We start from the raw sequence: 23,117 nt of genomic DNA on the forward strand, positions 1-23,117 counted from the left end.
GCAAGGCAATGACGTTGGATTTTAACCCAATTTTGCCAAAGACAATAGAAAAATCATCTAATTTTGTTTAGATGAAATTAAATTAAAATGGAACAGAACGAATTATATCCCATATTTCTAAAACTTCATAATCTGAATGTTTTAATTGTGGGCGGAGGAAATGTAGGATTGGAGAAACTTTCTTTTTTGCTAAAGTCGAGTCCAAATGCAAATGTTGAGGTTGTCGCGCCGGACTTTCATTTAGAAATAAAAGTTTTGGCCGAAAATCATCCTTCAATTAAATTGACGGAAGCAAAGTTTAAAAAGAAAATGCTCAAAAAGCGTCACATGGTAATTGCCTGTACAGATGATTTGAAAGTGAATAAAAGAGTTTATGAATTGTCGAGAAAACGTTATTTAATATGTAACATAGCCGACACGCCAGATTTATGTGATTATTATTTAGGCGGAATCGTAACAAAAGGAAATGTAAAAATCGCCATTTCGACTAACGGAAAATCACCAACGACAGCCAAAAGGCTTCGGGAGTTTTTTGAAGAAGTAATTCCGGAGGATATCAATAAAATGGTAGAAAACTTGAATGAATATCGAAAAACCTTAAAAGGGAATTTTGAAGAAAAGGTAAAAAAAATGAACGAGATAACCGATTCATTAAAAAATAAAGAGTAAAAAATATCGCATCGAAATGAATGATAAAAATCATTGATTAAAGAATAATTTATTCGTTTCTTTGTATTATTAAGAATGATTATAAACAACAACCATAATGATTAAAACAGATATACTTATAATTGGAGCAGGCCCAACAGGTTTATTTGCCGTTTTCGAGGCAGGATTGTTAAAATTAAAATGCCACATTTTAGATGCGCTTCCACAACCTGGAGGACAGCTTTCAGAATTATATCCTAAGAAACCTATTTATGATATTCCGGGTTTCCCAGAAGTATTAGCCGGAGATTTAGTTGATGGTTTAATGGAGCAAATTAAACAATTTGAGCCAGGTTTTACTTTAGGAGAACGTGCTGAAACGATCGAAAAACAAGAAGACGGATCTTTCATTGTAACTTCAAATAAAGGAACTAAATTTCATGCGCCAGTTATCGCAATCGCTGGAGGTTTAGGAAGTTTTGAGCCTCGTAAACCACTTATCGAAGATATCGAGTTTTATGAAGATAAAGGAGTAAAATACTTCATCAAAAATCCTGAAAAATTCAGAGATAAAAGAGTTGTTATTGCAGGAGGAGGAGATTCAGCTTTAGACTGGTCAATTTTCTTGGCAAACGTAGCTTCAGAAGTAACTTTAATTCACCGTAGAAACGAATTCAGAGGAGCTTTAGATTCTGTAGAAAAAGTACAGGAATTAAAGTCAGCTGGAAAAATTAAATTAATTACTCCAGCAGAAGTTATCGGAATCAATGGTGCTGAGCACGTTGAATCATTAGATATCGAAGAAAACGGAGCACACCGTAAAATCGAATGTGACTATTTCATTCCGCTTTTCGGATTAACACCAAAATTAGGTCCAATTGGAGACTGGGGATTAGAAATTGAGAAAAATGCTATTAAAGTAAACAATGCATTAGATTACCAAACTAACATTCCGGGAATCTTCGCCATTGGAGACGTAAACACTTACCCAGGAAAATTAAAGTTAATTCTTTGTGGTTTCCACGAAGCAACTTTAATGTGCCAGGCCGCATACGGAATCATTAATCCAGGTAAAAAGTACGTATTAAAATATACAACAGTTTCAGGAGTAGACGGTTTCGACGGAACTCGTAAAGAAGCGCCGAAAGCAGTTGTGAAGGCGATAGTTTAATCTGAGGTGCTGAGGTTCTAAGGGACTAAGGCGCTAAGGTTTTATATAGAAAGCTCAAACTTTTAGTTTGGGCTTTTTCTTTTTTTACAAAACACATAAAAACATAACCAGTGGTTTCAACCACTGGAATACAACGCATAGACACAATGAATAATCAATGCGGATGAAAACGATACGTTCCCCGCGGTTGAAACCGCGGGCTATGTTTGAAAAACAGAAACTAAAAAAAAACTTAGAACCTTAGCACCTAAGTACCTCAGAACCTTAGAAAAAAAACATTTGCAAATGGAAAGCCTATTTCATACCTTTGCACTGTTCTTAAAATTATTGTCAGTTATCACGAAAGGCGGAGGGATAGACCCGATGAAACCTTAGCAACCCTTTATCATAAAGAAGGTGCTAAATTCTACTTTATACTACATTTTCCAGTATTAAAGATAGATAACACAAATACATACTCGTATTTCTCAAAACTTTTCTCGATAACATATAATATTTACTGAAACAGATTCTGTATCAGGAGCGAATCATTGGCGCATTTTTGCAGTCAGTAGTTCCCGCTTTACGTTGCAATCATTTTGTCCGCCGCGGCGGACAAAATAATTTCCACTTCAATCGGGGCTAATGAGCCAGCAATAGTGCACTTTTGGAATTAAAGTAAAAAAATATCGAAGGTTAAACTTCACAATTATAATAAAAAAAACTTAGCATCTTAGAACCTTAGCGTCTTAGTGTCTAAAAGAAAACAATATGTCAATAACAATTCAAGAAGCAATAAAAAAAAATATCCTAATCCTAGATGGAGCAATGGGAACAATGTTGCAACGCTATAATTTCTCAGAAGAAGATTTCAGAGGAGAGCGTTTCAAAGATTTCCCGCATCCGTTAAAAGGAAACAACGATTTACTATCCCTAACACAACCACAAGCGATCCGCGATGTACATGCCGCTTATTTTGAAGCAGGTGCTGACATCGTAGAAACCAATACCTTCTCAGGAACGACAATTGGTATGGCCGATTATCACATGGAAGATTTGGTTTACGAGTTAAACTACGAATCGGCAAAACTTGCACGCGAGGTTGCCGATGAGTTTACCGCAAAAAATCCAGAAAAACCTCGTTTCGTAGCCGGTTCAATCGGACCAACAAACCGTACTGCAAGTATGTCGCCAGACGTAAACGATCCGGGTTACAGAGCAGTAACATTCGACGATTTACGAATTGCGTACAAACAACAAGCAGAAGCTTTAATGGATGGCGGTTGTGATTTGCTTTTAGTAGAAACAATTTTTGATACACTAAATGCAAAAGCTGCGCTTTTTGCAATTGAAGAAGTAAAAGAAGAACGCAATCTTGATATTCCAATCATGGTTTCAGGAACGATTACAGATGCTTCAGGAAGAACACTTTCTGGACAGACAGTTGAAGCGTTTTTGATATCCGTTTCACATATTCCGTTGTTAAGTGTAGGATTTAATTGCGCTCTTGGAGCCGATTTGTTAAAACCGTATTTAAAAACATTAGCGCACAACACAAGTTTTAATGTTTCGGCACATCCAAACGCAGGTTTGCCAAATGCATTCGGGCAATATGATGAAACACCCGAACAAACTCAGGCTTTCATCAAAGAATATTTAGAGGATAATTTAATTAATATTATTGGTGGCTGTTGCGGAACAACTCCAGATCATATTAGATTAATGGCTGAGGTGGCGAAGGATTATAAGCCACGTGTTGCGCCGGTGTTAGTTTAGAAATGTTTGAAGAAAGCGAAGAATTTAATAAAAAATCTACTTGGGTAATATTAATTATCTCTCTTTTAGGAACAATTTTATTGATTATTAAAGGGAATTATAATAGTAATGAATTCGATAAGTATAAGAAAACATTTAAAGGTGAAACGATTGGTTTTGCAACTAGAATTGAACACAAGGGAAGACAAGATTATTTAAGATATTATTTTTATTTGAATGGAAAGATTCTATCAGAGGTTTCTGTGAAAAACGGCTTTGATTTAAAAGATAAATTTTATAAAATAAAGTATGATTTAAATAAACCTGAAGAACACTATATAATTTTAGAAGAGGAATTAAAGCCTGATTCACTTTCGTTAGTAAAAGCAGGTTTCACTAAAACGAAATACTATATATATGATGCAGGTGTAACTTGCAAGTACATAGAGAAATCAAAGTGGAAATGATTTCGGTGAAAAACAAAAGGTTATTATGAAACCGAGTTTGCGTGAGGGATAGAAGTGAAAAGCCCACAGCCTGACGAAGGAAGAGCGAGGACTTGCAGCGGATAGCCCGGTTCGCCGCGGCGAATCACGCCCAAAATATTAAAAGATTACAGGTTTAAAAACCTAAAAAATATAGAATAAAAAAACTTAGAACCTTAGCATCTTAGGATCTCAGTAACTTAAAAAAGAAATGACAGAAAAAAGAAGAGACCTTGTATTATCAGGATTAGAACCGTTGATTATTACGCCAGAAAGTGTTTTCGTGAATGTTGGTGAGCGTACAAACGTAACGGGTTCAAGAAAATTCCTAAGATTAATCAAGGAAGAGAAATATGACGAGGCGCTTGATATTGCAAGACAACAAGTAGAAGGAGGAGCACAGATCATCGATATTAATATGGATGAAGGAATGCTTGACGGTGTTACTGCAATGACTAAATTTTTAAATTTAATTGCTGCAGAACCCGACATTTCGAGAGTGCCAATTATGATTGACAGTTCGAAATGGGAAATCATTGAAGCCGGTCTGAAAGTAGTACAAGGAAAAAGCGTTGTAAACTCGATTTCGTTAAAAGAAGGAGAAGAAGCTTTTATTCATCACGCTAAATTGATCAAACGTTACGGCGCGGCGGCAATTATTATGGCATTTGACGAAGTAGGTCAGGCCGATAATTATGATCGTCGAGTGGAGATTTGTCAGCGTTCGTATGATATTTTGGTGAACAAAGTAGGATTCCCTCCTCAGGATATTATTTTCGATTTAAATATTTTCCCGGTTGCAACGGGAATGGAAGAACATCGCTTAAACGCTTTGGACTTTTTTAGAGGAACAAAATGGGTTCGCGAGAATTTACCTCACGCACATATCAGTGGTGGAGTGAGTAACGTTTCGTTTTCTTTTAGGGGAAACGATACGGTTCGTGAAGCCATGCACTCGGTGTTTTTATACCACGCAATTAAAAACGGAATGACGATGGGAATCGTAAATCCGGAGATGCTTACGATTTACGATGATATTCCGAAAGATTTATTAGAACACGTTGAAGACGTAATTTTAGATAGACGCGACGATGCTACAGAACGACTTTTAGATTTTGCAGAGAACGTAAAAGGCGAAGCAAAAAGTGATGAAAAAGTAGTTCAAGAATGGCGTTTTGGAACGGTTCAGGAGCGTATTACACATTCATTGGTAAAAGGAATCGATGCTTTTATTGAAGAAGATGTAGAAGAAGCTCGTTTGGCTGCAGCAAAACCAATTGAAGTTATCGAGATCAATTTGATGACGGGAATGAATGTCGTAGGAGATTTATTCGGAAGCGGAAAAATGTTCTTGCCTCAGGTAGTAAAATCGGCTCGTGTAATGAAAAAAGCCGTGGCTTATTTATTGCCATTTATTGAAGCGAGCAAACAAGCCGGAGACAAACAAGGAAACGGAAAAATCCTGATGGCGACTGTAAAAGGTGACGTTCACGATATTGGTAAAAACATCGTTTCGGTGGTTTTGGCTTGTAATAATTACGAGATTGTAGATCTTGGTGTTATGGTGCCTCCGGAAAAAATTATTGCTGCGGCTATTGAACATAATGTAGACATTATTGGATTAAGCGGACTGATCACGCCTTCGCTTGACGAAATGGTTTATTTAGCCAAAGAATTAGATAAACAAGATATTAAAATCCCGATTATGATTGGTGGGGCAACGACTTCGCGCGCGCATACAGCCGTGAAAATTGCGCCTCAATACAGAGAAACTGTAATTCACGTAAACGATGCTTCAAGAGCCGTTACTGTTGCAGGAAACCTGTTGGATCATAACCGAAAAATATATGCGGCAGATATTCGTGCAGAATATGATTCTTTTAGAGAAACATTCTTAAATCGTTCAAGAGATAAAAATTTCCTGACGATTGAAGATGCCCGCAAAAACAAATTACCATTGGATTGGTCTGAATATACTCCAGTAAAACCAAAAGTAATTGGCGCACAAACCATCGAAGTAGAATTGGATGTTTTGATACCATATATCGACTGGACGCCATTTTTTCAGACTTGGGAATTGTACGGAAAATATCCTGCGATTTTAACGGATGAGGTTGTGGGAGAACAAGCAACATCTGTTTTTAATGATGCTCAGGCAATGCTTAAAGTAATTCTGGAAGAGAAAAAACTAAAAGCAAAAGGTATTTACGGAATTTTCCCTGCGAATCAGGTTGATGATGATGATATCGAATTGCGTGATGAAAACGGAAAAGTTTTAGAGAAATTCTTAACGCTTCGTCAGCAGTCGCAAAAAACAAAAGGTGCGCCGAACATAGCTTTAGCCGATTTTATTCTTCCAAAAGAAAGCGGAATAACCGATTATATGGGGGCTTTTTGTGTAACTACCGGTTTTGGTGTTGATGAATGGGCAGCAGAATTTGAAAAGAATTTAGACGATTATAATTCTATTATGGTGAAAGCACTTGCTGATCGTTTTGCTGAGGCTTTCGCCGAATATCTTCACGAGAGAGTTCGTAAAGATTTCTGGGGTTATGATGCAGAAGAATCTCTGACCAATGAAGAATTGATTAAAGAAAATTATAAAGGAATTCGTCCGGCTCCGGGTTATCCGGCTTGTCCTGATCACTTAGAGAAACCAACAATCTGGAAACTCTTAGATGTTGAAAAACAAATAGGAGTGAAGTTGACCGAAAGTATGGCAATGTGGCCGGCTTCATCGGTTTCTGGATACTATTTCGGAAATCCAAAAAGCAGGTATTTCGGACTCGGAAAAATAAAAGAAGATCAGGTAGTAGATTACGCCAAACGACGTAATGTGCCAACGGATTACGCAATGAAATGGTTGAATCCTAATATAGCAGATTAATTTGGTTGATGGTTGTTGGTTTTTGGTTGTTAGATTTGAACTCGAAGTGCCATCAACCATCAACTATTAACAAACAACTAAAATGGAATACAGTAAATTAGAAGTTTGGATGGAAGCTCGGAAGTTGGTCAATTTGTTGTATGATTCTTCTAAACTGTTTCCAAAGGAAGAATTATTTGGATTGACAAATCAGATGAGAAGAGCTGCTGTTTCAATACCGTCAAATATTGCTGAAGGTCGTGGACGACAAACATCAAAAGACACGATACACTTTCTTCATATTTCACGAGGATCATTATATGAATTAGAAACACAATTTTATTTAGCATTAGATCAAAAATACATTGATGAGAATACATTTAATATTGTGTTAACGCAGATTCAAACTTGTAAAAAGTTATTAAACGGTTTTATTAACTACTATAAAAAATTAATATAGTTGAAGTTGTAATTGTTGAGTTCGATAAGAACCATCAACCATCAACCAAAAACTATCAACTAAAAAAAATGAAAGTAACAGAACATATAGAAAACGCCAAAGGAAAAACATTATTCTCATTTGAAATTATTCCGCCTCAAAAGGGGAAAAGCATTCAGGAATTATACGATAATATTGATCCGTTAATGGAGTTTAATCCGCCGTTTATTGATGTAACAACTTCTCGTGAAGAATATATTTACATTGACCGCGGTAACGGACTTTTGGATAAAAAGTTAACTCGTATGCGTCCGGGAACGCTTGGAATTTGCGCTTCTATAAAACATAAATACAATGTAGATACGGTTCCGCATTTACTTTGTGGTGGTTTCACTAAAGAAGAAACCGAGTACATGCTGGTTGATTGTCATTATTTAGGGATCAACAATGTAATGGCACTTCGCGGGGATGCAATGAAAGACGAGCAGTCTTTTACGCCAAAAGCAGGAGGAAATCATTATGCAATTGATTTGGTTAAGCAAATCAATGACTTAAACTGTGGAAAATATCTTCACGAAGTAATGGATGCGGACAACAAAGCCGATTTTTGTATTGGAGTTGCAGGTTATCCAGAAAAACATTTGGAATCTCCGTCTTTGCAATCAGACTTAAAAAGATTAAAAGAAAAAGTTGATGCAGGGGCAGATTATGTGGTAACACAAATGTTTTTTGACAACTCGAAATATTTTGCCTTTGTAGAAAAAGCAAGAGAAATGGGCATCACAATTCCTATTATTCCTGGAATTAAACCAATTGCTGTTCAAAGGCATTTACAGGTTTTGCCACAGATTTTTAGAATTGATTTACCTGAAGATTTAATTGATGCAGTGGATAAATGCAAAAACAACGCTGAAATCAAACAAGTTGGAATTGAATGGGCGATTCAGCAGTCATTAGAATTAAAAGCGGCTGGAGTTCCATTTTTGCATTATTATTCAATGGGTAAATCGGAGAACATTCGTCAGATTGCGAGTCAGGTTTTTTAAGGTCTTTACGGATTGAACTTTGTCAAAGTTCTTGAGTATAGTTTGTCATTCCGAGGAACGAGGAATCTCCGCAAGTAGCTCGACAAAGTTTGGCGATTATAGGAGTGGAGTTTCTTGCGGAGATTCCTCGTTCCTCGGAATGATAAAAAAACGCAAAAATAGTTGTGCGGTTGCTTCGTTCCTCGCAATGACAAACGAGTCTTGGAATTTGGTATTTTTTATTGGAATTTAATTTAAGAATTATGAAAAACGAAGAACTACAAGCCATAGCCTCTCAATTAAAACATCCAACAGGAGAAAAAGGAATAGAAATGGCGAACATGATGAATGAAACCAACATTAACATGACGCGTCATTCAATTCAGAATCTCAATATTTCCAAAGAAAATAAAATTCTGGAATTAGGTCACGGAAATGCCGGACACGTAGAATTTCTATTCGAACAAGCAGATAATTTGAAATATTATGGATTAGAAATGTCGGAACTGATGTTTCAGGAAGCGCGCCAGATTAACCGAAATTTTGTCTCTCAAAAACAAGCTTTCTTTTTACTTTATGACGGAAATACGATTCCCTTTGAAGATGAGTTATTCGATAAAATTTTCACTGTAAATACAATTTACTTTTGGCAGAAGCCTGAAGAATTACTTTCGGAAATTTATAGGGTTTTAAAACCAAACGGGAATTTCTGCTTGACGTTTGCTCAGGAAGATTTTATGAAGCAGCTTCCGTTTACTCAATTTGAGTTTGAGCTTTACAATACCGAAAAAGCACAAAAATTAATTGAAAAAACAGCTTTTAAAATTGTTTATATTGAAAGTCAGACAGAACAAGTAAAAAGCAAAACAGGCGAACTTGCCGACAGGGTTTTTACTACGATTGTTCTGGAGAAATAATTTTTTTTGCCACTCCCGATAACTATCGGGATAAGGGATTATCAAAGATTAAAAATCATTTTAAATCATTTAATCTGTGGCTAAAAAATAATTCTCGCAGTTTTTTTAGTACTTTCATTCTTTATTACTAATCTTTCTGAATTATAATCCTAGCAATTATGGAAGTTAAAAAAATCAATTTTTTACAAAATTATAGCAGCATACTTTTACTTTTAGGCGGAATTATAGTAGGAAGCATTTTCGGATTAGTATTTGGAGAAGATGTTTTGATCATAAAACCGCTTGGTGATATATTCCTGAATTTGCTTTTTACAGCGATTATTCCACTTATATTTTTTACAATCGGTTCTTCGATTGCCAATTTGGAAAGGACAGAAAAATTAGGAAAACTATTTGTTGTAATGATTTTGGTTTTTCTCATCACAATTCTTATTTCGGCAATTGTAATGATTTTTGCCGTTTATCTTTTTCCCATTCATCAGGATATAGCGATTACTAAAATTCCGTTTGAGAAGATTGAATCAGGATCAGTTGGAGATCAGATAGCAAAACTGCTTACAGCAAATGATTTTTTTGAATTGCTTTCGCGAAAAAGTATGCTGGCACTTATTGTTTTTTCTTTTTTAATTGGCTTTGCAACATTGCAATCTGGTGAAAAAGGAAATGCATTTAAGGAGTTTCTGGATTCAGGAAACGAGGTGATGAAACAGCTTTTGAACATTATAATGAAATTCGCTCCAATTGGTTTGGGAGCATATTTTGCCTATCAGGTTGGTATTTTTGGACCGCAGTTATTTGGAGTTTATGCAAAACCTATGGCGGTTTATTATGGAGCATGTATTTTTTATTTCTTTGTGTTTTTTAGTTTATACGCACTTGTCGCTGGAGGAAAAAGAGCTTTTAAAGTTTTTTGGAGCAATAATATTACGCCATCTTTAACTGCAGTGGGAACTTGCAGCAGTATTGCTACAATTCCGGCCAATCTTGATGCTGCGCAAAAGATGGGGATTCCGGCACATGTACGTAATTTGGTAATTCCTCTGGGGGCGCCTTTGCACAAAGACGGTTCTAGTATGTCTTCCATCTTAAAAATAACTTTTCTTTTTGCCATGTTTGGAAAAGATTTTTCAGATCCTATGACCATTCTTCTAGCACTCGGAATTACAGTTATAGTTTCAATTGTTGAAGGCGGAATTCCAAATGGAGGTTATATTGGCGAAATATTAGCCATAACTGTTTATGGTTTTCCGATGGAACAAGCACTTCCAGTCGCGATGATTCTGGGAACTCTCGTTGATCCGATTGCTACTTTATTGAATGCAAATGGCGACGTAATTTGTTCTATGATGGTTTCAAGATTCTCGGAAAAGACTAAATGGTAGCTTTAGTATCAAAATTTTTCTTTCAAAAATAATTCTTAAAATAACTTTATCCCGCATTTAAAGGCTTTGAATTCGCTCAGCCTGACAATGACGTTGATCAAATAATTTGTATAAATATGAATTCAATACTACAACATGATTTAAACAATTTCGAAAGCATCTTAGAAAAAGCAAAACAACAGGGAATTAATTTTTTGAATGACCTTGACAATATTCCAACTTCAAATAAAAACACAATTGATTTTGCAAATAGTCTAAATGAGTTTGGTTTAGGTTCGATTGAAGCTTTAAAGGAATTTAATGAACGTTTAGCGCCTTTAATGGTTTCTTCGTCAGGACCGCGTTATTTGGGCTTTGTTACCGGAGGTTCAACTCCAGCGTCAATTGTTGGTGACTGGCTCGCTTCGGTTTACGATCAAAATACACAGGCTATAAAAGCACAGGGCGGTGCGTCGGCATTGATTGAGTTTGAAACGATTAATTTGTTATTGCAATTACTAGAATTGCCAGATTCATTTATTGGCGGATTTGTAACTGGTGCAACCATGTCGAATTTCACCTCTTTAGGTGTTGCCAGACAATGGTTTGGAAAACAGCTCGGAAAAGATTTTGCCAAAAACGGAATTTCAGAAACGATAAATATTTTAACAGCAACACCCCATTCTTCTTCAATTAAATGTTTATCAATGCTTGGAATTGGAAGCCAAAATTATACGACTGTAAAAACATTAGAAGGCAATCGTGAAGCTCTTGATCTTGTTGATTTAGAGGAAAATATTCAGAAATTAAATGGAAAACCATTTATCTTGATTTCAAGCGCAGGAACTGTAAATACAGCTGATTTTGATGATTTTGAAGCCATTTCAAAACTGAGAAAAAAATACAAGTTCTGGTGGCATATTGATGCTGCTTTTGGTGGTTTTGCAGCAGTTTCTGAAAAGTTTAAACATTTAGTTGAAGGTTGGGAAGGAGCAGATAGTATCACAATTGATTGTCATAAATGGCTGAATGTGCCGTACGAAAGTGCTTTTTATTTGATTAAAAAAGAACATGCCAATCTGCAGGTTGAAACATTTCAGAATTCGAATGCGCCTTATTTAGGAAATCCGTTGGAGAATTTTAATTATTTGAATGTGCTTCCTGAAAATTCACGTCGTTTGAGGGCGCTTCCAGCTTGGTTTTCTTTGCGCGCTTACGGAAAAGAAGGATTTAAAGATGTTGTTGAGAATAGTACTTCGTTAGCATTGCATTTTGGAAACGCTTTGATTGCAACTGGAAGTTTTGAGTTATTGGCTCCAATTAGGCTGAATAATGTTTGTTTTACTTTAAAAGGAATGCATAATCAAGAAAAAGTAAGTGAGTTTTTGACCATTTTGAATGATAAAGGAAGGGTCTTTATGACGCCGACAGTTTATGAAGGCCGAAAAGGAATCAGGGCTTCTTTTGTGAATTGGCGTACAACAGAAGAAGATATTAAAATCATTATAGATGAATTAAAAACTTCTATTCTTGATTTAGAAATATAATAGTTTCAAAAAATAAAAAGAGCCTGTTAACTACAATCAGGCTCTTTACTAACACAAAAAAAACAAAAAAACAAGAATCGAAAGGTTTATTAAATCATGAAATTATTATAAATCCTTGTGCAAATATAATACTATTTATACCAAGTCTAAATAAAAATAGTTAAAAATAGATAATAAAATTTTAATTGTTTGAAAACGAATTAATAAGCTGTGCTTAAAAAGTAAAAAGGTTAGAAAAGCTTTTTTTCAGACTTTATTAAAAAAGAAAAGCCAATTTGTTCTGTCGAAAGAATAAATTGGCTTTATATATTTTTTAAAAAATATTATTTGGTAATTTCCCGGAAAACAGCTTCCAGATTTTTATTCTTCTGATTTAATTGAAGTGTTTTTAAGCCATTTTCATTAGCAAAATCAAATATTGCAGGGCGCATGTCTTTTTCGGTTACAAAAGTCAGTTCCCATGTCATGTCATGTGTGTTCACGTATGAAGTGATGTTTTCCAGTTTCGCCAAAAGCTGTTGTTCTACTTGGTAATCAAACTCAACTTCAATGACTTGCTCTTTATCTGTAGCAACTAAATGGTCTAATTTATTGTCGGCAACAATTTGTCCTTTGTCAATAATTATGACACGATCGCAAATTGCTTCGACTTCCTGCATAATGTGTGTTGATAAAAAAACGGTTTTATCTTTCCCCACATTTTTGATTACATTTCGAATTTCCATTAACTGATTCGGGTCCAGTCCGGTAGTTGGTTCATCCAAAATTAAAACATCTGGATTATGCAGTAAAGCATTGGCAAGGCCAACACGCTGGCGGTATCCTTTTGACAATTGGCTTATCTTTTTATGGCTTTCCGGTGTCAGTCCTGTCAGTTGAATAACTTCATCGATTCTTGCTTTCGAAACATTATAAACATCGGCATTAAAAGCCAAATATTCACGAACATACAAATCTAAATACAACGGATTGTGTTCTGGTAAATACCCAATCGATCGCTGCACCTCTTTTGTGTTTGTCATGACATCATGACTATTTACAAGGGCTGAGCCGCTATCGGCAAGTAAATAGGTAGTCAAAATTTTCATCAAAGTAGATTTTCCAGCTCCATTTGGACCAAGAAATCCAACGATTTCTCCTTTCTCAATCTTAAAAGAAATTTCATTTAAGGCTTTTTGCTCTCCGTAACTTTTTGATATGCTGTTTACTTCTATCGACATGGACTTTTTATTTACTGCAAAAGTAACGAGAAATAGTTTTGATTACTACATTTTGTCTTTTAAAAATAATGATAAAAAATAGGAGAACCCTTTATTCACGGCATCGTTATTGTTAAAGGAATGCTAAATTTAAATATACCCAAATCATGAAAAAAATTTTACTGATAGCCGCATTAGCTATCTGCAGTTTTGCAAACGCTCAAAAAGGAACAATCTTAGTAGGTGGAAACATTGGTTACACTTCTGAAAAATCAGAATTTCAATTTAGTGAAGCAAAAGCAAGCACATTTAGCTTTTCTCCAAAAGTAGGTTACCAATTTAATGATAATTGGACAGTGGGTGGAGAGTTTACAGTTAGTTCATCTACTACTGACAATGGAAGTATTGAAGAAAAAGACAACAGATTTAAAATGGGAGCATTTGTACGTTACTCTGTGCCATTAAGTCAAACTTTTTCTGTTTTTGCTGATATGGGAGCAGGTTTTCAAAACTTAAAAAATAAAACGTATGGTCCTGGAAATGCTTTTTCAAAAGACAAAGCTGATGGTGTGTATGTTGGTATTACTCCAGCTCTTTTTATTAACATGAAAAAAGGTTTCGGATTAAACTTCAGCATTGGTGGTTTAGGATACGAGACTTTAAGTTATGATAATAATGGTCCTGATTACAGTAAATTCTACTTCAACTTCGGTCAAACTTTTAATATTGGAGTTTCTAAAAACTTCTAATCTTAATTTTTATTCAATTTCAGAAAAGCACTCCACATGGAGTGCTTTTTTATTGGATAAAGATGTTTTGAAAACGAAAATACCTAACTTCTAAATAAAAAAATAATGTCAACAGAAGCGAAGCCGAAATGAATCATAACTAATTTCCGACTCCACTTGCTGACATAAAAAAAACAAAAATTATATTTTAAATAAAAAGTATTAGCTCACTGGATTTTCTATAGCAGCTCTCATTTCCTGAGCGGCTGCAACCATCTCGATTAAAGCTTTTTTAGTTTCATCCCAATGGCGCGTTTTTAAACCACAATCTGGATTTACCCATAATTGATCTACCGGAATTACAGCTGAAGCTTTTTCTAATAATTTTACCATTTCCTGACTTGAAGGAACGCGTGGCGAGTGAATGTCGTAAACTCCAGGACCAATTTCGTTTGGATATTTAAAGTCGGCGAAAACATCAAGAAGCTCCATTTGAGAACGTGAACATTCTATTGTGATAACATCTGCATCCATGTCGGCAATGCTTTGAATGATGTCGTTGAATTCGCTATAACACATGTGTGTGTGAATTTGCGTATCATCATTTACGCCGCTTGCAGAAATTCTGAACGCTTTTACGGCCCAGTCTAAATATTTTGCCCATTCTTCTTTTCTCAAAGGCAAACCTTCACGAATTGCAGGTTCATCGATCTGAATGATTTTGATTCCGGCTTTTTCTAAATCGACAACTTCGTCACGAATGGCTAAAGCGATTTGCGTACAAGTTTCAGAACGCGGTTGATCGTTGCGGACAAATGACCATTGTAAAATTGTTACAGGCCCTGTCAACATTCCTTTTACCCATTTTGGAGTTAAAGATTGTGCGTATTGAGACCATTTTACGGTCATTGGGTTTTGACGAGAAACGTCTCCGTAAATAACCGGCGGTTTTACACAACGGCTTCCGTAACTCTGAACCCAGCCATTTTTCGTGAATGTAAATCCTGCTAATTGTTCTCCAAAATATTCTACCATGTCATTGCGTTCAAATTCTCCGTGAACTAAAACGTCGATTCCGGTTTCTTCCTGAAAACGAATTGTTGCTTCGGTTTCTTTTTTGATTAAATCGTTATACTCCTGAGTTGATAATTCGCCTTTTTTGAATTTTGCTCTCCAGCTTCTAACCTCGGCTGTTTGAGGGAAAGATCCAATTGTTGTTGTTGGGAATAACGGCAGATTTAAAGCTTCAATTTGGGTTTTTCTTCTAATTGCAAATGTGCTTTTACGTTTGTCATCTGAAGCTGTAATTCCTGCAACTCGAGCTTTTACTTCGCTATTATGAATTAATTTTGATGTCTTGCGGTTTTCATTTGCAATAACATTTCTTTCGTAATCAATCGAGTTTTTAATATCAATTTCATTAGAAGCAGACAATTGTTTTAAGATTAGTATTTCATTGATTTTTTGTTTTGCAAAAGCCAGCCATTGTTTGATTTCCGGTGTAAGTGTTTCATCATTTGTTTCTAAATCCAAATCGCAGGGACTATGAATTAAGGAACAAGACGGCGCAATCAAAATTCGGTTTTCGCCTAAAGCATCAACCGCTTTTTTGATGATTTCTAAAGATTTTTTAAAATCATTTTTCCAGATATTTCTGCCGTCAACAACTCCAAGAGAAAGATTTACGTTTGAAGCCAGTTTTCCAGATTCTAAAATATCATCTAACTGTAAAGGACAACGAACCAAGTCTAAATGGAAAGTGTCAACTGGCAAAGCCAAAGCTGTTTCAAGATTTTCACCAAAACAATCAAAATAGTTGGCTAAAACAATTTTAAGTTTAGGAAAACGTTTGTTGATTTCGTTATATACTTTCGTGAAAGCATTTCTTTCCTTATCAGTTAAATTAAGTGCTAAAAACGGCTCGTCTAATTGAATGTATTCGGCATTTTCAGCTTGTAATTTTTCGAGAATTTCAAAGTAAACCGGAAGCAACGTATCAAGAAGATCAATTCTATGAAAACCTTCTTCTTTTTCTTTTCCTAATAATAAATAAGAAACCGGGCCAATTAACACAGGTTTCGTTTTAATTCCGATTGCATTTGCTTCTTTGAATTCATCGATTATTTTTTCAGAAAACAATTCGAACTTTTGGTTCTTAGTGAATTCAGGAACGATATAATGGTAATTTGTATCAAACCATTTTGTCATTTCCATAGCTACAACATCCTGACCTTCTTTTTGTGATCCTCGTGCCATTGCAAAATACAAATCCAGAGAAGAATTGTTTTTTGCTAATTCGTGATAACGTGCAGGAATCGCCCCAACGGTCAATGTAAGATCCAGAACCTGATCATAAAAAGAGAAATCGTTAGACGGGATTAAGTCAACTTTTGCAGCTGCTTGCAAATGCCAGTTCTTGCTGCGAATTTCTTTTCCGACTGTGATAAGCTCTGCTGCAGAAATTTTTCCTGCCCAGTACAATTCAGATGCTTTTTTAAGTTCTCTGTTGCTTCCAATTCTGGGATAACCTAAGTTGTTTGTTTTCATTATTTTTTTATTCAGTATTTTTTACTGAACAAATTTATGTTATTGGTTTTTATAACTTATATTTGATTTATATTTCAGTAAAATATCTTTAAAAATGCGTTATTTAAAGATTTTATTACTGTAAAAATATTTTAAAAGAACCTTTAGCAGTAAAAAAAACTATGGAAAATCTAGATAAAACCGATTTATTGATCCTGAAACACCTTCAGGAAAACTCAAATATCAACACAAAAGATCTCGCAAGTAAATTATTTCTGACTGTTACACCAGTTTATGAGCGAATTAAAAGATTAGAAAGAGATGGTTTTATAACCAAATATGTAGCGCTGCTGGACAGAAAAAAGATGAACCGCGGCATGACTGTTTTTTGCAACGTCCGATTAAAAGAACACGCAAAAAATGTTGGAAGCAACTTTGTGAAAGATATTGTAGCGCTTCCTGAAATTATAGAATGCTACAACATTGCCGGCGATTATGATTTTATGCTGAAGATTCTCGTTCAGGATATGGCTAGTTATCAGGATTTTGTTATGAATAAATTATCAACAATCGAAAACATAGGAAATACGAACAGTATTTTTGTAATGGGAGAAATCAAACACAGTACTGCATTAGAATTTTAAAGAGAAAGAAAATCTTAAAATAAAATGTATTTTTGAAGTGAAATCTAAAATCTAAAATCAGAAATCAACAATTAAAATGAACTGGGAACAACTTTTATCATTAAAACGTCAAGGCGATACAAGCAAAAGATTACGAGTAGAACAAGATGATACACGTTTAGGTTTTGAGGTTGATTATGACCGAATTATTTTTTCTTCTGCGTTTAGAAGTTTACAGGATAAAACCCAGGTTATTCCGCTTTCGAAAACAGATTTTGTGCATACCAGATTAACACACAGTTTGGAAGTTTCGGTTGTTGGAAGGTCATTAGGACGTTTGGTCGGAAAGAAAATTCTAGAGAAATATCCTTATTTAAAAGAAATTCACGGCTATCAGATGAATGATTTTGGTGCGATTGTGGCTGCGGCTTCTTTGGCGCATGATATTGGGAATCCGCCTTTTGGACATTCAGGTGAAAAAGCAATCGGAGAATATTTTTCTAGCGGAAAAGGATTAAAATACAAAGATAAATTAACGGCAAAGCAATGGCAGGATTTAATTGATTTTGAAGGAAATGCCAATGGATTTTCTGTTTTAACCGCAAGCCGTCCGGGAATTGAAGGCGGACTTCGAATTTCATACGCAACTTTAGGAGCTTTTATGAAATATCCAAAAGAGAGTCTTCCTAAAAAACCAACAAACAATATTTCGGATAAGAAATATGGTTTTTTCCAATCGGATAAATTGTTTTTTGAAGAAGTAGCTCAGGATATGGGTTTGATTGCCAATAAAGAAGAAGGCGATATTGGTTTTGAAAGACATCCTCTGGCTTATTTAGTTGAAGCTGCAGATGATATTTGCTACACGATAATCGATTTTGAAGACGGAATAAATCTTGGTTTGGTTTCTGAAGATTACGCTTTAGAATATTTAATCAAACTGGTGAAAGATAATATTGGCGTTGCTAAATATAAATTATTAGAGACCAAAGAAGATCGAATAAGCTATTTGCGTGCTTTGGCAATTGGTGCTTTAATCAACGACGCTGTTGATGTTTTTATAGAAAACGAAGAAGCAATTTTGGCTGGAAATTTCCCTTTTGCTTTAACCGATAAAAGTAAATACAAAGCGCAGATGAATGATATCATCAAATTAAGTGTTGACAAAATTTACCAAAGCCGTGAAGTTATTGAGAAAGAAATAGTAGGCTATCAAATCATCCAGACTTTATTGGATAAATTTATTACAGCATTTAATAATAAATATGAAGGAACAGCGTCAAATTATGATAAACTGATTCTTAAAATGCTTCCTGAAAAACATCATTTAGAAAAAGGTAATTTATACGAACGTCTGCTTCATATTTGTCATTATGTTTCCCTTTTAACAGATGGAAATGCACTTGAATTATATGAAATGATCAGCGGACGAAAAAAGAGATAATATTGCTTTTACAATAAAAAAACAGCCGATAAAACAAATGTATTATCGGCTGTTTTTTTATGAGATGAAAAGTTATTTATTGAAAAGCATAAACTAAACCAACACCAAGAACTTGACGTAGTTGCATTCTTGGACCGTCATTAACTTGTGTTTTTGCTCCTGTAGCAGGATCAATAACATCTTTTTTTGTTTTGATATCGTCGTCATATACTAAATGAACGCCAATATTTGCTTTTACATAAGCATTCACAACAAGATCCAGTTTTGTGTCGTAGTCGATATCTACGTTTCCAAATTTGTTTAAATAATCAGTGTACAAGCTCAGTCTGTTTTCATAAAACACGTTTTTGTAAATTTCGTTTTTCATGTAAGCTGTAAACAAAATACCAAACTCGGCTTTTACTTTTTGACCTTCTTCAACCAAAATCTGGCTAGTAGGATCAACTGGGTCAGCTATATAAACTGCTTTCTTAACTCCAAATGCTCCCTGATTCGCTAAATATTGATCAAGAACTAAAGTTGTTTTTAAAGTTATAGGAGAGAAATAAAATACTCGGTCTTTTTTCTTATTTGAGTTTTCTGCTCCGGCTCCAAGGAAAATATAAGCTGGTGCAAATGGTTTCGAAATCGCAACATCGCGATTTGGGTAGTTATAACCGTTTGTGAACTGCGTATTGAAATTTAATTTTGCTGAGTAATACCAGTTCGAAATAGTATCTTTTCTAAAACCGTAAGTTGAGTTGAATTGAACAGCATCGTCTGTTTTTCTTAATTCGATTCCGTCCTGTTTATTTAAACCATATTTCACAATAAGTTCGTTAACCCATTTGTGATTTCCTTTGATATAATTTCTACCAAATTCACCTTTAAAAAGCCCCGAAATCGAGCTGGTTCCCCCGGCACTCCAGTTCACAAAAGCAATTTCAGAAATATCAAAGCCTAATTTGTTTTTTGCAGTCCAGTTTGAAGGAAGTTTTGGAATCTGATTTGGATCCAAAGTCGTTTGTATAATCTGAGCAAAATTATTTGAAGTACTCAATAATAACAACAGCAAAAGGGCAGAACGTAATAATTTCATTAGGCTTAATTTTGGTTTTTTTTTGGTTGTGCAAAATAATTATTTTGAACGGTTAGAAAAAAGATTTATCAAACTTTTAACGTCAATTTTACATAAATGTTGCAGTTGCAGCACGCTTCCATGCTCAATAAAACGGTCCGGAATGCCTAAAATTTCAATGTTGTTTTTAAAATTATTTGCTGCTGCATATTCTAAAACAGCACTTCCAAAACCACCATTTTTAACCCCGTCTTCGATTGTAATAATCCGTTCAAAGGTTGAGAATATGTGTTTTAATGTATTGATGTCTAGTGGTTTAATAAAGCTGAAGCTGTAATGAGCAAAAGAATCTGAATTGCTGCATTCTTTTAAGGCTTCAATAACATTATTTCCAATTGTTCCGGTCGAAAGCACAGCAATTTCCGTACCATCTTTTAAACATTTTGCAGGACCAATTTCAATTTTTTCGTAATGTCCGAAATTTTCTACTTCCCATTTAGGTAAAACGCCGCGACCACGAGGATATCGTATCGCAATCGGATGATTTAATCCTAATTGTGCTGTATATAAAATGTTTTGAAGTTCAATTTCGTTGAGTGGAGCATAAATAATGATATTTGGAATAGCTCTTAAATAAGCAATATCAAAAACACCGTGATGTGTTGCGCCATCTTCCCCAACTAAACCAGCTCGGTCTAAACAGAAAATTACAGGTAAATTTTGCAACGCTACATCATGAATAACCTGATCGTAGGCACGTTGTAAAAAAGTCGAATAAATATTGCAATATACCATCATGCCTTGCGTAGCCATTCCAGCAGCAAGTGTTACGGCATGTTGTTCTGCTATTCCAACATCAAAAGCACGTTCCGGCAATTCATCCATCATGAATTTTAAAGAACTTCCAGATGGCATTGCGGGTGTGATCCCGATTATTTTTTCGTTCTTTTTAGCCAAATCCAAAATAGTCAAACCAAAAACATCCTGATATTTCGGCGGAAGATTTTCTTCTGATTTTAAATGAATTTCTCCGGTTGAAGCATCAAACTTTCCTGGAGCATGATATTTCACCTGATTTTCCTCAGCTTGTTGCAGACCTTTCCCTTTTGTAGTTACAATATGAAGAAATTTTGGGCCATTTATTTTCTTTAAACGATTTAATTCTTTGATCAATGTCGGAAAATCATGCCCGTCAATTGGTCCCGAATAATCGAAATTTAAAGATTTTATAATGTTATTCTGCTTTGGATTTTTTCCATTTTTAACCGCAGTTAGATATTTTTTTAGAGCACCAACACTTGGATCAATCCCGATAGCATTATCGTTTAGAATAACTAAAATATTGGCATCAGTAACTCCGGCATGATTCAAGCCTTCAAAAGCCATTCCGCTAGCAATCGACGCATCGCCAATTACTGCTATATGTTCTTTCTTAAAATCACCTTTTAGTTTAGAAGCAATCGCCATTCCGAGCGCTGCAGAAATAGAAGTCGAAGAATGTCCAACTCCAAAAGTATCATAAATGCTTTCGCTTCTTTTTGGAAAACCAGAAACGCCGTCTATTTGCCTGTTTGTATGGAAGTTTTCTCGTCTTTCGGTTAGAATTTTGTGACCGTACGCCTGATGTCCAACATCCCAAACCAATAAATCATCTGGCGTATTAAAAACATAATGCAAAGCAATTGTGAGTTCTACAACGCCTAAACTCGCTCCCAAATGTCCTTCTTTTACAGAAACTATATCAATTATGAATTGACGCAGTTCCTGAGCAACTTGAATTAGTTGTTCTTCTTTTAAAAGACGTAAATCGGCAGGATTGTATATATTTGAAAGTAAATCGCTTTTCATTGTATGGTAAAAAGCAAATTTACGGTTTTAATTTAATTTTATTGTGCGATCTATTGCAATACTATTGGTAAAGAATATTGTCTTTTTACTTTTTTGCCATTAATTTCTCCCGGTTGCCATTTAGGACATAAACTTAAAACTCGGATAAGTTCTTTTTCCAAAGGCTCATCAATAGCTGGTTGTGATTGAAGATAAGATACAGAACCATTTTTTTCTACCGCAAACGCGAGAATGATTTTTAATTTCCCAATATTTGGCCCCTCTGGTTTTTTAAATTCTTTCTCAAAAAAATTGTAGAATTGATCAATTCCGCCAGGAAATTCTGCATTGGTTTCAACAGCGATTCCATCATTATAAACCGGTTCCTCTGTTTTCTTTTTAGAATCAATATTTGGAGATTTCTTTTGTTTAGTATTATCTACAGGATTTTTTACAAATTTAATCTGATCAACTTTTGGTGGCGGTGGTGGTGGTAAGGGGTTATTAAGAGAATCATCTGGATTGATTTTAATGTCTCCAACAACTACTCGCTCTTTTGTGATAGTATCTGTTACAACTTCAACTTTATCAATTTTCTGTTTCTTTCCTTCTTTATTTTGACAACTAAACAAAGTCGTTCCCATGGCAATAAACAAAGCCAATAAAAACATTTTGTAATAATTAGTTTGTGCGTACAAAACACGACTCGGAATTTGAACATTCACAGAATCTAATTGCGATTTTCTAAATCTTCCGCAGATTTTATTATTTTGATTTTGAATGAAAAAATGCTGGATTTCATCTGGAAGCATTGAAGTGAAATCAACAACGGTTTTAGAACAACTCATACAAAAACGGCCATTATCTTTAGGAGTCATTTCGTCCCAATTTTCATGGCACGGCTCGGGAATTGTTATTTTGTATTTTCTTTCCATATTCAAATATCAAAAAATAAATGTAATAAAAAATAAGTTCTAAAATCTTATTTTTGCATTTATGGAAAATCCTTTTACCGACGAATATTTTATGAAAAAAGCTTTGCAGGAAGCTGAAATGGCCTTTGAAAAAGGCGAAATTCCTGTTGGAGCCATCATCGTTGTTGCTGATAAAATAATTGCAAGAAGTCATAATTTGACGGAATTATTAAATGATGTGACGGCTCATGCCGAAATGCAATCCATAACTGCAGCAGCTAATTTTCTTGGAGGAAAATATCTAAAAGATTGTACCCTATATGTTACACTTGAACCTTGCCAAATGTGTGCAGGAGCTTTGTATTGGAGTCAAATTTCAAAAATTGTTTTTGGAGCACGCGACGAGCAACGTGGTTTCATTGCTATGGGAACTAAACTGCATCCAAAAACTACCGTTGTTTCAGGAGTTATGGCCAATGAAGCGGCAGATTTAATGAAACGTTTTTTTCTGGAAAGACGTAAATAATCTCTTGAAATTTACTCTAATTTATCTCAAAATTGCTTTTAAACTTCAACAAAAGTTAAATATTTTTACTAAAGAAATTT

The 23,117-nt window shown here is 34.9% G+C and carries 19 protein-coding genes and 1 riboswitch; of the genes, 14 read left to right on the top strand and 5 right to left on the bottom strand.

The genetic code is table 11. The features are described from left to right. Positions 1-87 precede the first annotated feature (87 nt). The 10 genes from ACWA1B_RS04815 to ACWA1B_RS04860 all read left to right on the top strand — a co-directional run bounded on the left by ACWA1B_RS04815 (position 88) and on the right by ACWA1B_RS04860 (position 12,193). A complete protein-coding gene (locus ACWA1B_RS04815) occupies positions 88-669 on the top strand; it encodes a precorrin-2 dehydrogenase/sirohydrochlorin ferrochelatase family protein (protein ID WP_456904694.1) in 582 nt (193 codons plus the stop codon). Positions 670-766: 97 nt separating this feature from the next. After that, a complete protein-coding gene (locus ACWA1B_RS04820) occupies positions 767-1,819 on the top strand; it encodes an NAD(P)/FAD-dependent oxidoreductase (RefSeq protein WP_057117569.1) in 1,053 nt (350 codons plus the stop codon). Positions 1,820-2,150: 331 nt separating this feature from the next. Then, positions 2,151-2,267, top strand: a riboswitch (SAM riboswitch). A 302-nt stretch (positions 2,268-2,569) separates the two neighbouring features. Next, complete coding sequence (locus ACWA1B_RS04825) at positions 2,570-3,574, top strand: homocysteine S-methyltransferase family protein (protein WP_456904695.1); 1,005 nt, start codon at positions 2,570-2,572, stop codon at positions 3,572-3,574. A 2-nt stretch (positions 3,575-3,576) separates the two neighbouring features. After that, a complete protein-coding gene (locus ACWA1B_RS04830; protein WP_456904696.1) occupies positions 3,577-4,020 on the top strand; it encodes a hypothetical protein in 444 nt (147 codons plus the stop codon). Between the two features lie 229 nt (positions 4,021-4,249). Beyond that, complete coding sequence (gene metH / locus ACWA1B_RS04835) at positions 4,250-6,925, top strand: methionine synthase (RefSeq protein ID WP_456904697.1); 2,676 nt, start codon at positions 4,250-4,252, stop codon at positions 6,923-6,925. An 82-nt stretch (positions 6,926-7,007) separates the two neighbouring features. Further along, complete coding sequence (locus ACWA1B_RS04840) at positions 7,008-7,364, top strand: four helix bundle protein (RefSeq protein ID WP_456904698.1); 357 nt, start codon at positions 7,008-7,010, stop codon at positions 7,362-7,364. A 68-nt stretch (positions 7,365-7,432) separates the two neighbouring features. Further along, entirely contained in the window at positions 7,433-8,389 is a 957-nt protein-coding gene (gene metF / locus ACWA1B_RS04845; protein ID WP_343705415.1) for a methylenetetrahydrofolate reductase [NAD(P)H], read from the top strand. A gap of 242 nt (positions 8,390-8,631) precedes the next feature. After that, positions 8,632-9,285 (top strand): class I SAM-dependent methyltransferase, encoded by a 654-nt coding sequence (locus ACWA1B_RS04850; protein WP_456904699.1) that lies wholly within the window; start codon positions 8,632-8,634, stop codon positions 9,283-9,285. Between the two features lie 158 nt (positions 9,286-9,443). Next, a complete protein-coding gene (locus ACWA1B_RS04855; RefSeq protein WP_456904700.1) occupies positions 9,444-10,667 on the top strand; it encodes a dicarboxylate/amino acid:cation symporter in 1,224 nt (407 codons plus the stop codon). Between the two features lie 116 nt (positions 10,668-10,783). Beyond that, positions 10,784-12,193 carry a pyridoxal phosphate-dependent decarboxylase family protein gene (locus ACWA1B_RS04860; RefSeq protein WP_456904701.1) on the top strand — a complete coding sequence of 470 codons (1,410 nt, stop codon included), beginning with the start codon at positions 10,784-10,786 and terminating at the stop codon, positions 12,191-12,193. Positions 12,194-12,516: 323 nt separating this feature from the next. On the opposite strand, the gene gldA is transcribed toward ACWA1B_RS04860, so the two are convergent. Beyond that, positions 12,517-13,413 carry a gliding motility-associated ABC transporter ATP-binding subunit GldA gene (gldA, locus tag ACWA1B_RS04865; RefSeq protein WP_456904702.1) on the bottom strand — a complete coding sequence of 299 codons (897 nt, stop codon included), beginning with the start codon at positions 13,411-13,413 and terminating at the stop codon, positions 12,517-12,519. Between the two features lie 146 nt (positions 13,414-13,559). Between gldA and ACWA1B_RS04870 the strand changes: the two genes are divergently transcribed. Further along, positions 13,560-14,141 (top strand): outer membrane beta-barrel protein, encoded by a 582-nt coding sequence (locus tag ACWA1B_RS04870; protein WP_456904703.1) that lies wholly within the window; start codon positions 13,560-13,562, stop codon positions 14,139-14,141. A gap of 201 nt (positions 14,142-14,342) precedes the next feature. On the opposite strand, the gene metE is transcribed toward ACWA1B_RS04870, so the two are convergent. Further along, positions 14,343-16,667, bottom strand: a complete 2,325-nt coding sequence (gene metE / locus ACWA1B_RS04875; protein ID WP_456904704.1) for a 5-methyltetrahydropteroyltriglutamate--homocysteine S-methyltransferase — start codon at positions 16,665-16,667, stop codon at positions 14,343-14,345. A 161-nt stretch (positions 16,668-16,828) separates the two neighbouring features. Here metE and ACWA1B_RS04880 point away from each other — a divergent pair, with 161 nt between their 5' ends. After that, positions 16,829-17,290: an Lrp/AsnC family transcriptional regulator gene (locus ACWA1B_RS04880; protein ID WP_029271860.1), complete on the top strand. Its 462-nt coding sequence runs from the start codon at positions 16,829-16,831 to the stop codon at positions 17,288-17,290. Between the two features lie 76 nt (positions 17,291-17,366). Further along, a complete protein-coding gene (locus ACWA1B_RS04885) occupies positions 17,367-18,713 on the top strand; it encodes a deoxyguanosinetriphosphate triphosphohydrolase (RefSeq protein WP_456904705.1) in 1,347 nt (448 codons plus the stop codon). 76 nt (positions 18,714-18,789) lie between these two features. On the opposite strand, the gene ACWA1B_RS04890 is transcribed toward ACWA1B_RS04885, so the two are convergent. Genes ACWA1B_RS04890 through ACWA1B_RS04900 form a run of 3 tightly spaced genes read right to left on the bottom strand, consistent with a single transcriptional unit; the run spans position 18,790 to position 22,532 of the window. Continuing rightward, positions 18,790-19,791, bottom strand: coding sequence for a DUF3078 domain-containing protein (locus ACWA1B_RS04890; RefSeq protein WP_456904706.1), 1,002 nt, complete (start codon positions 19,789-19,791; stop codon positions 18,790-18,792). A 39-nt stretch (positions 19,792-19,830) separates the two neighbouring features. Then, a complete protein-coding gene (locus ACWA1B_RS04895; protein ID WP_456904707.1) occupies positions 19,831-21,618 on the bottom strand; it encodes a 1-deoxy-D-xylulose-5-phosphate synthase in 1,788 nt (595 codons plus the stop codon). A 50-nt stretch (positions 21,619-21,668) separates the two neighbouring features. After that, entirely contained in the window at positions 21,669-22,532 is an 864-nt protein-coding gene (locus tag ACWA1B_RS04900; RefSeq protein ID WP_456904708.1) for a hypothetical protein, read from the bottom strand. A gap of 61 nt (positions 22,533-22,593) precedes the next feature. Between ACWA1B_RS04900 and ACWA1B_RS04905 the strand changes: the two genes are divergently transcribed. After that, positions 22,594-23,037 carry a nucleoside deaminase gene (locus ACWA1B_RS04905; RefSeq protein WP_456904709.1) on the top strand — a complete coding sequence of 148 codons (444 nt, stop codon included), beginning with the start codon at positions 22,594-22,596 and terminating at the stop codon, positions 23,035-23,037. The last annotated feature ends 80 nt before the right edge of the window (positions 23,038-23,117 follow it).

Source organism: Flavobacterium xizangense (genome assembly GCF_054075145.1).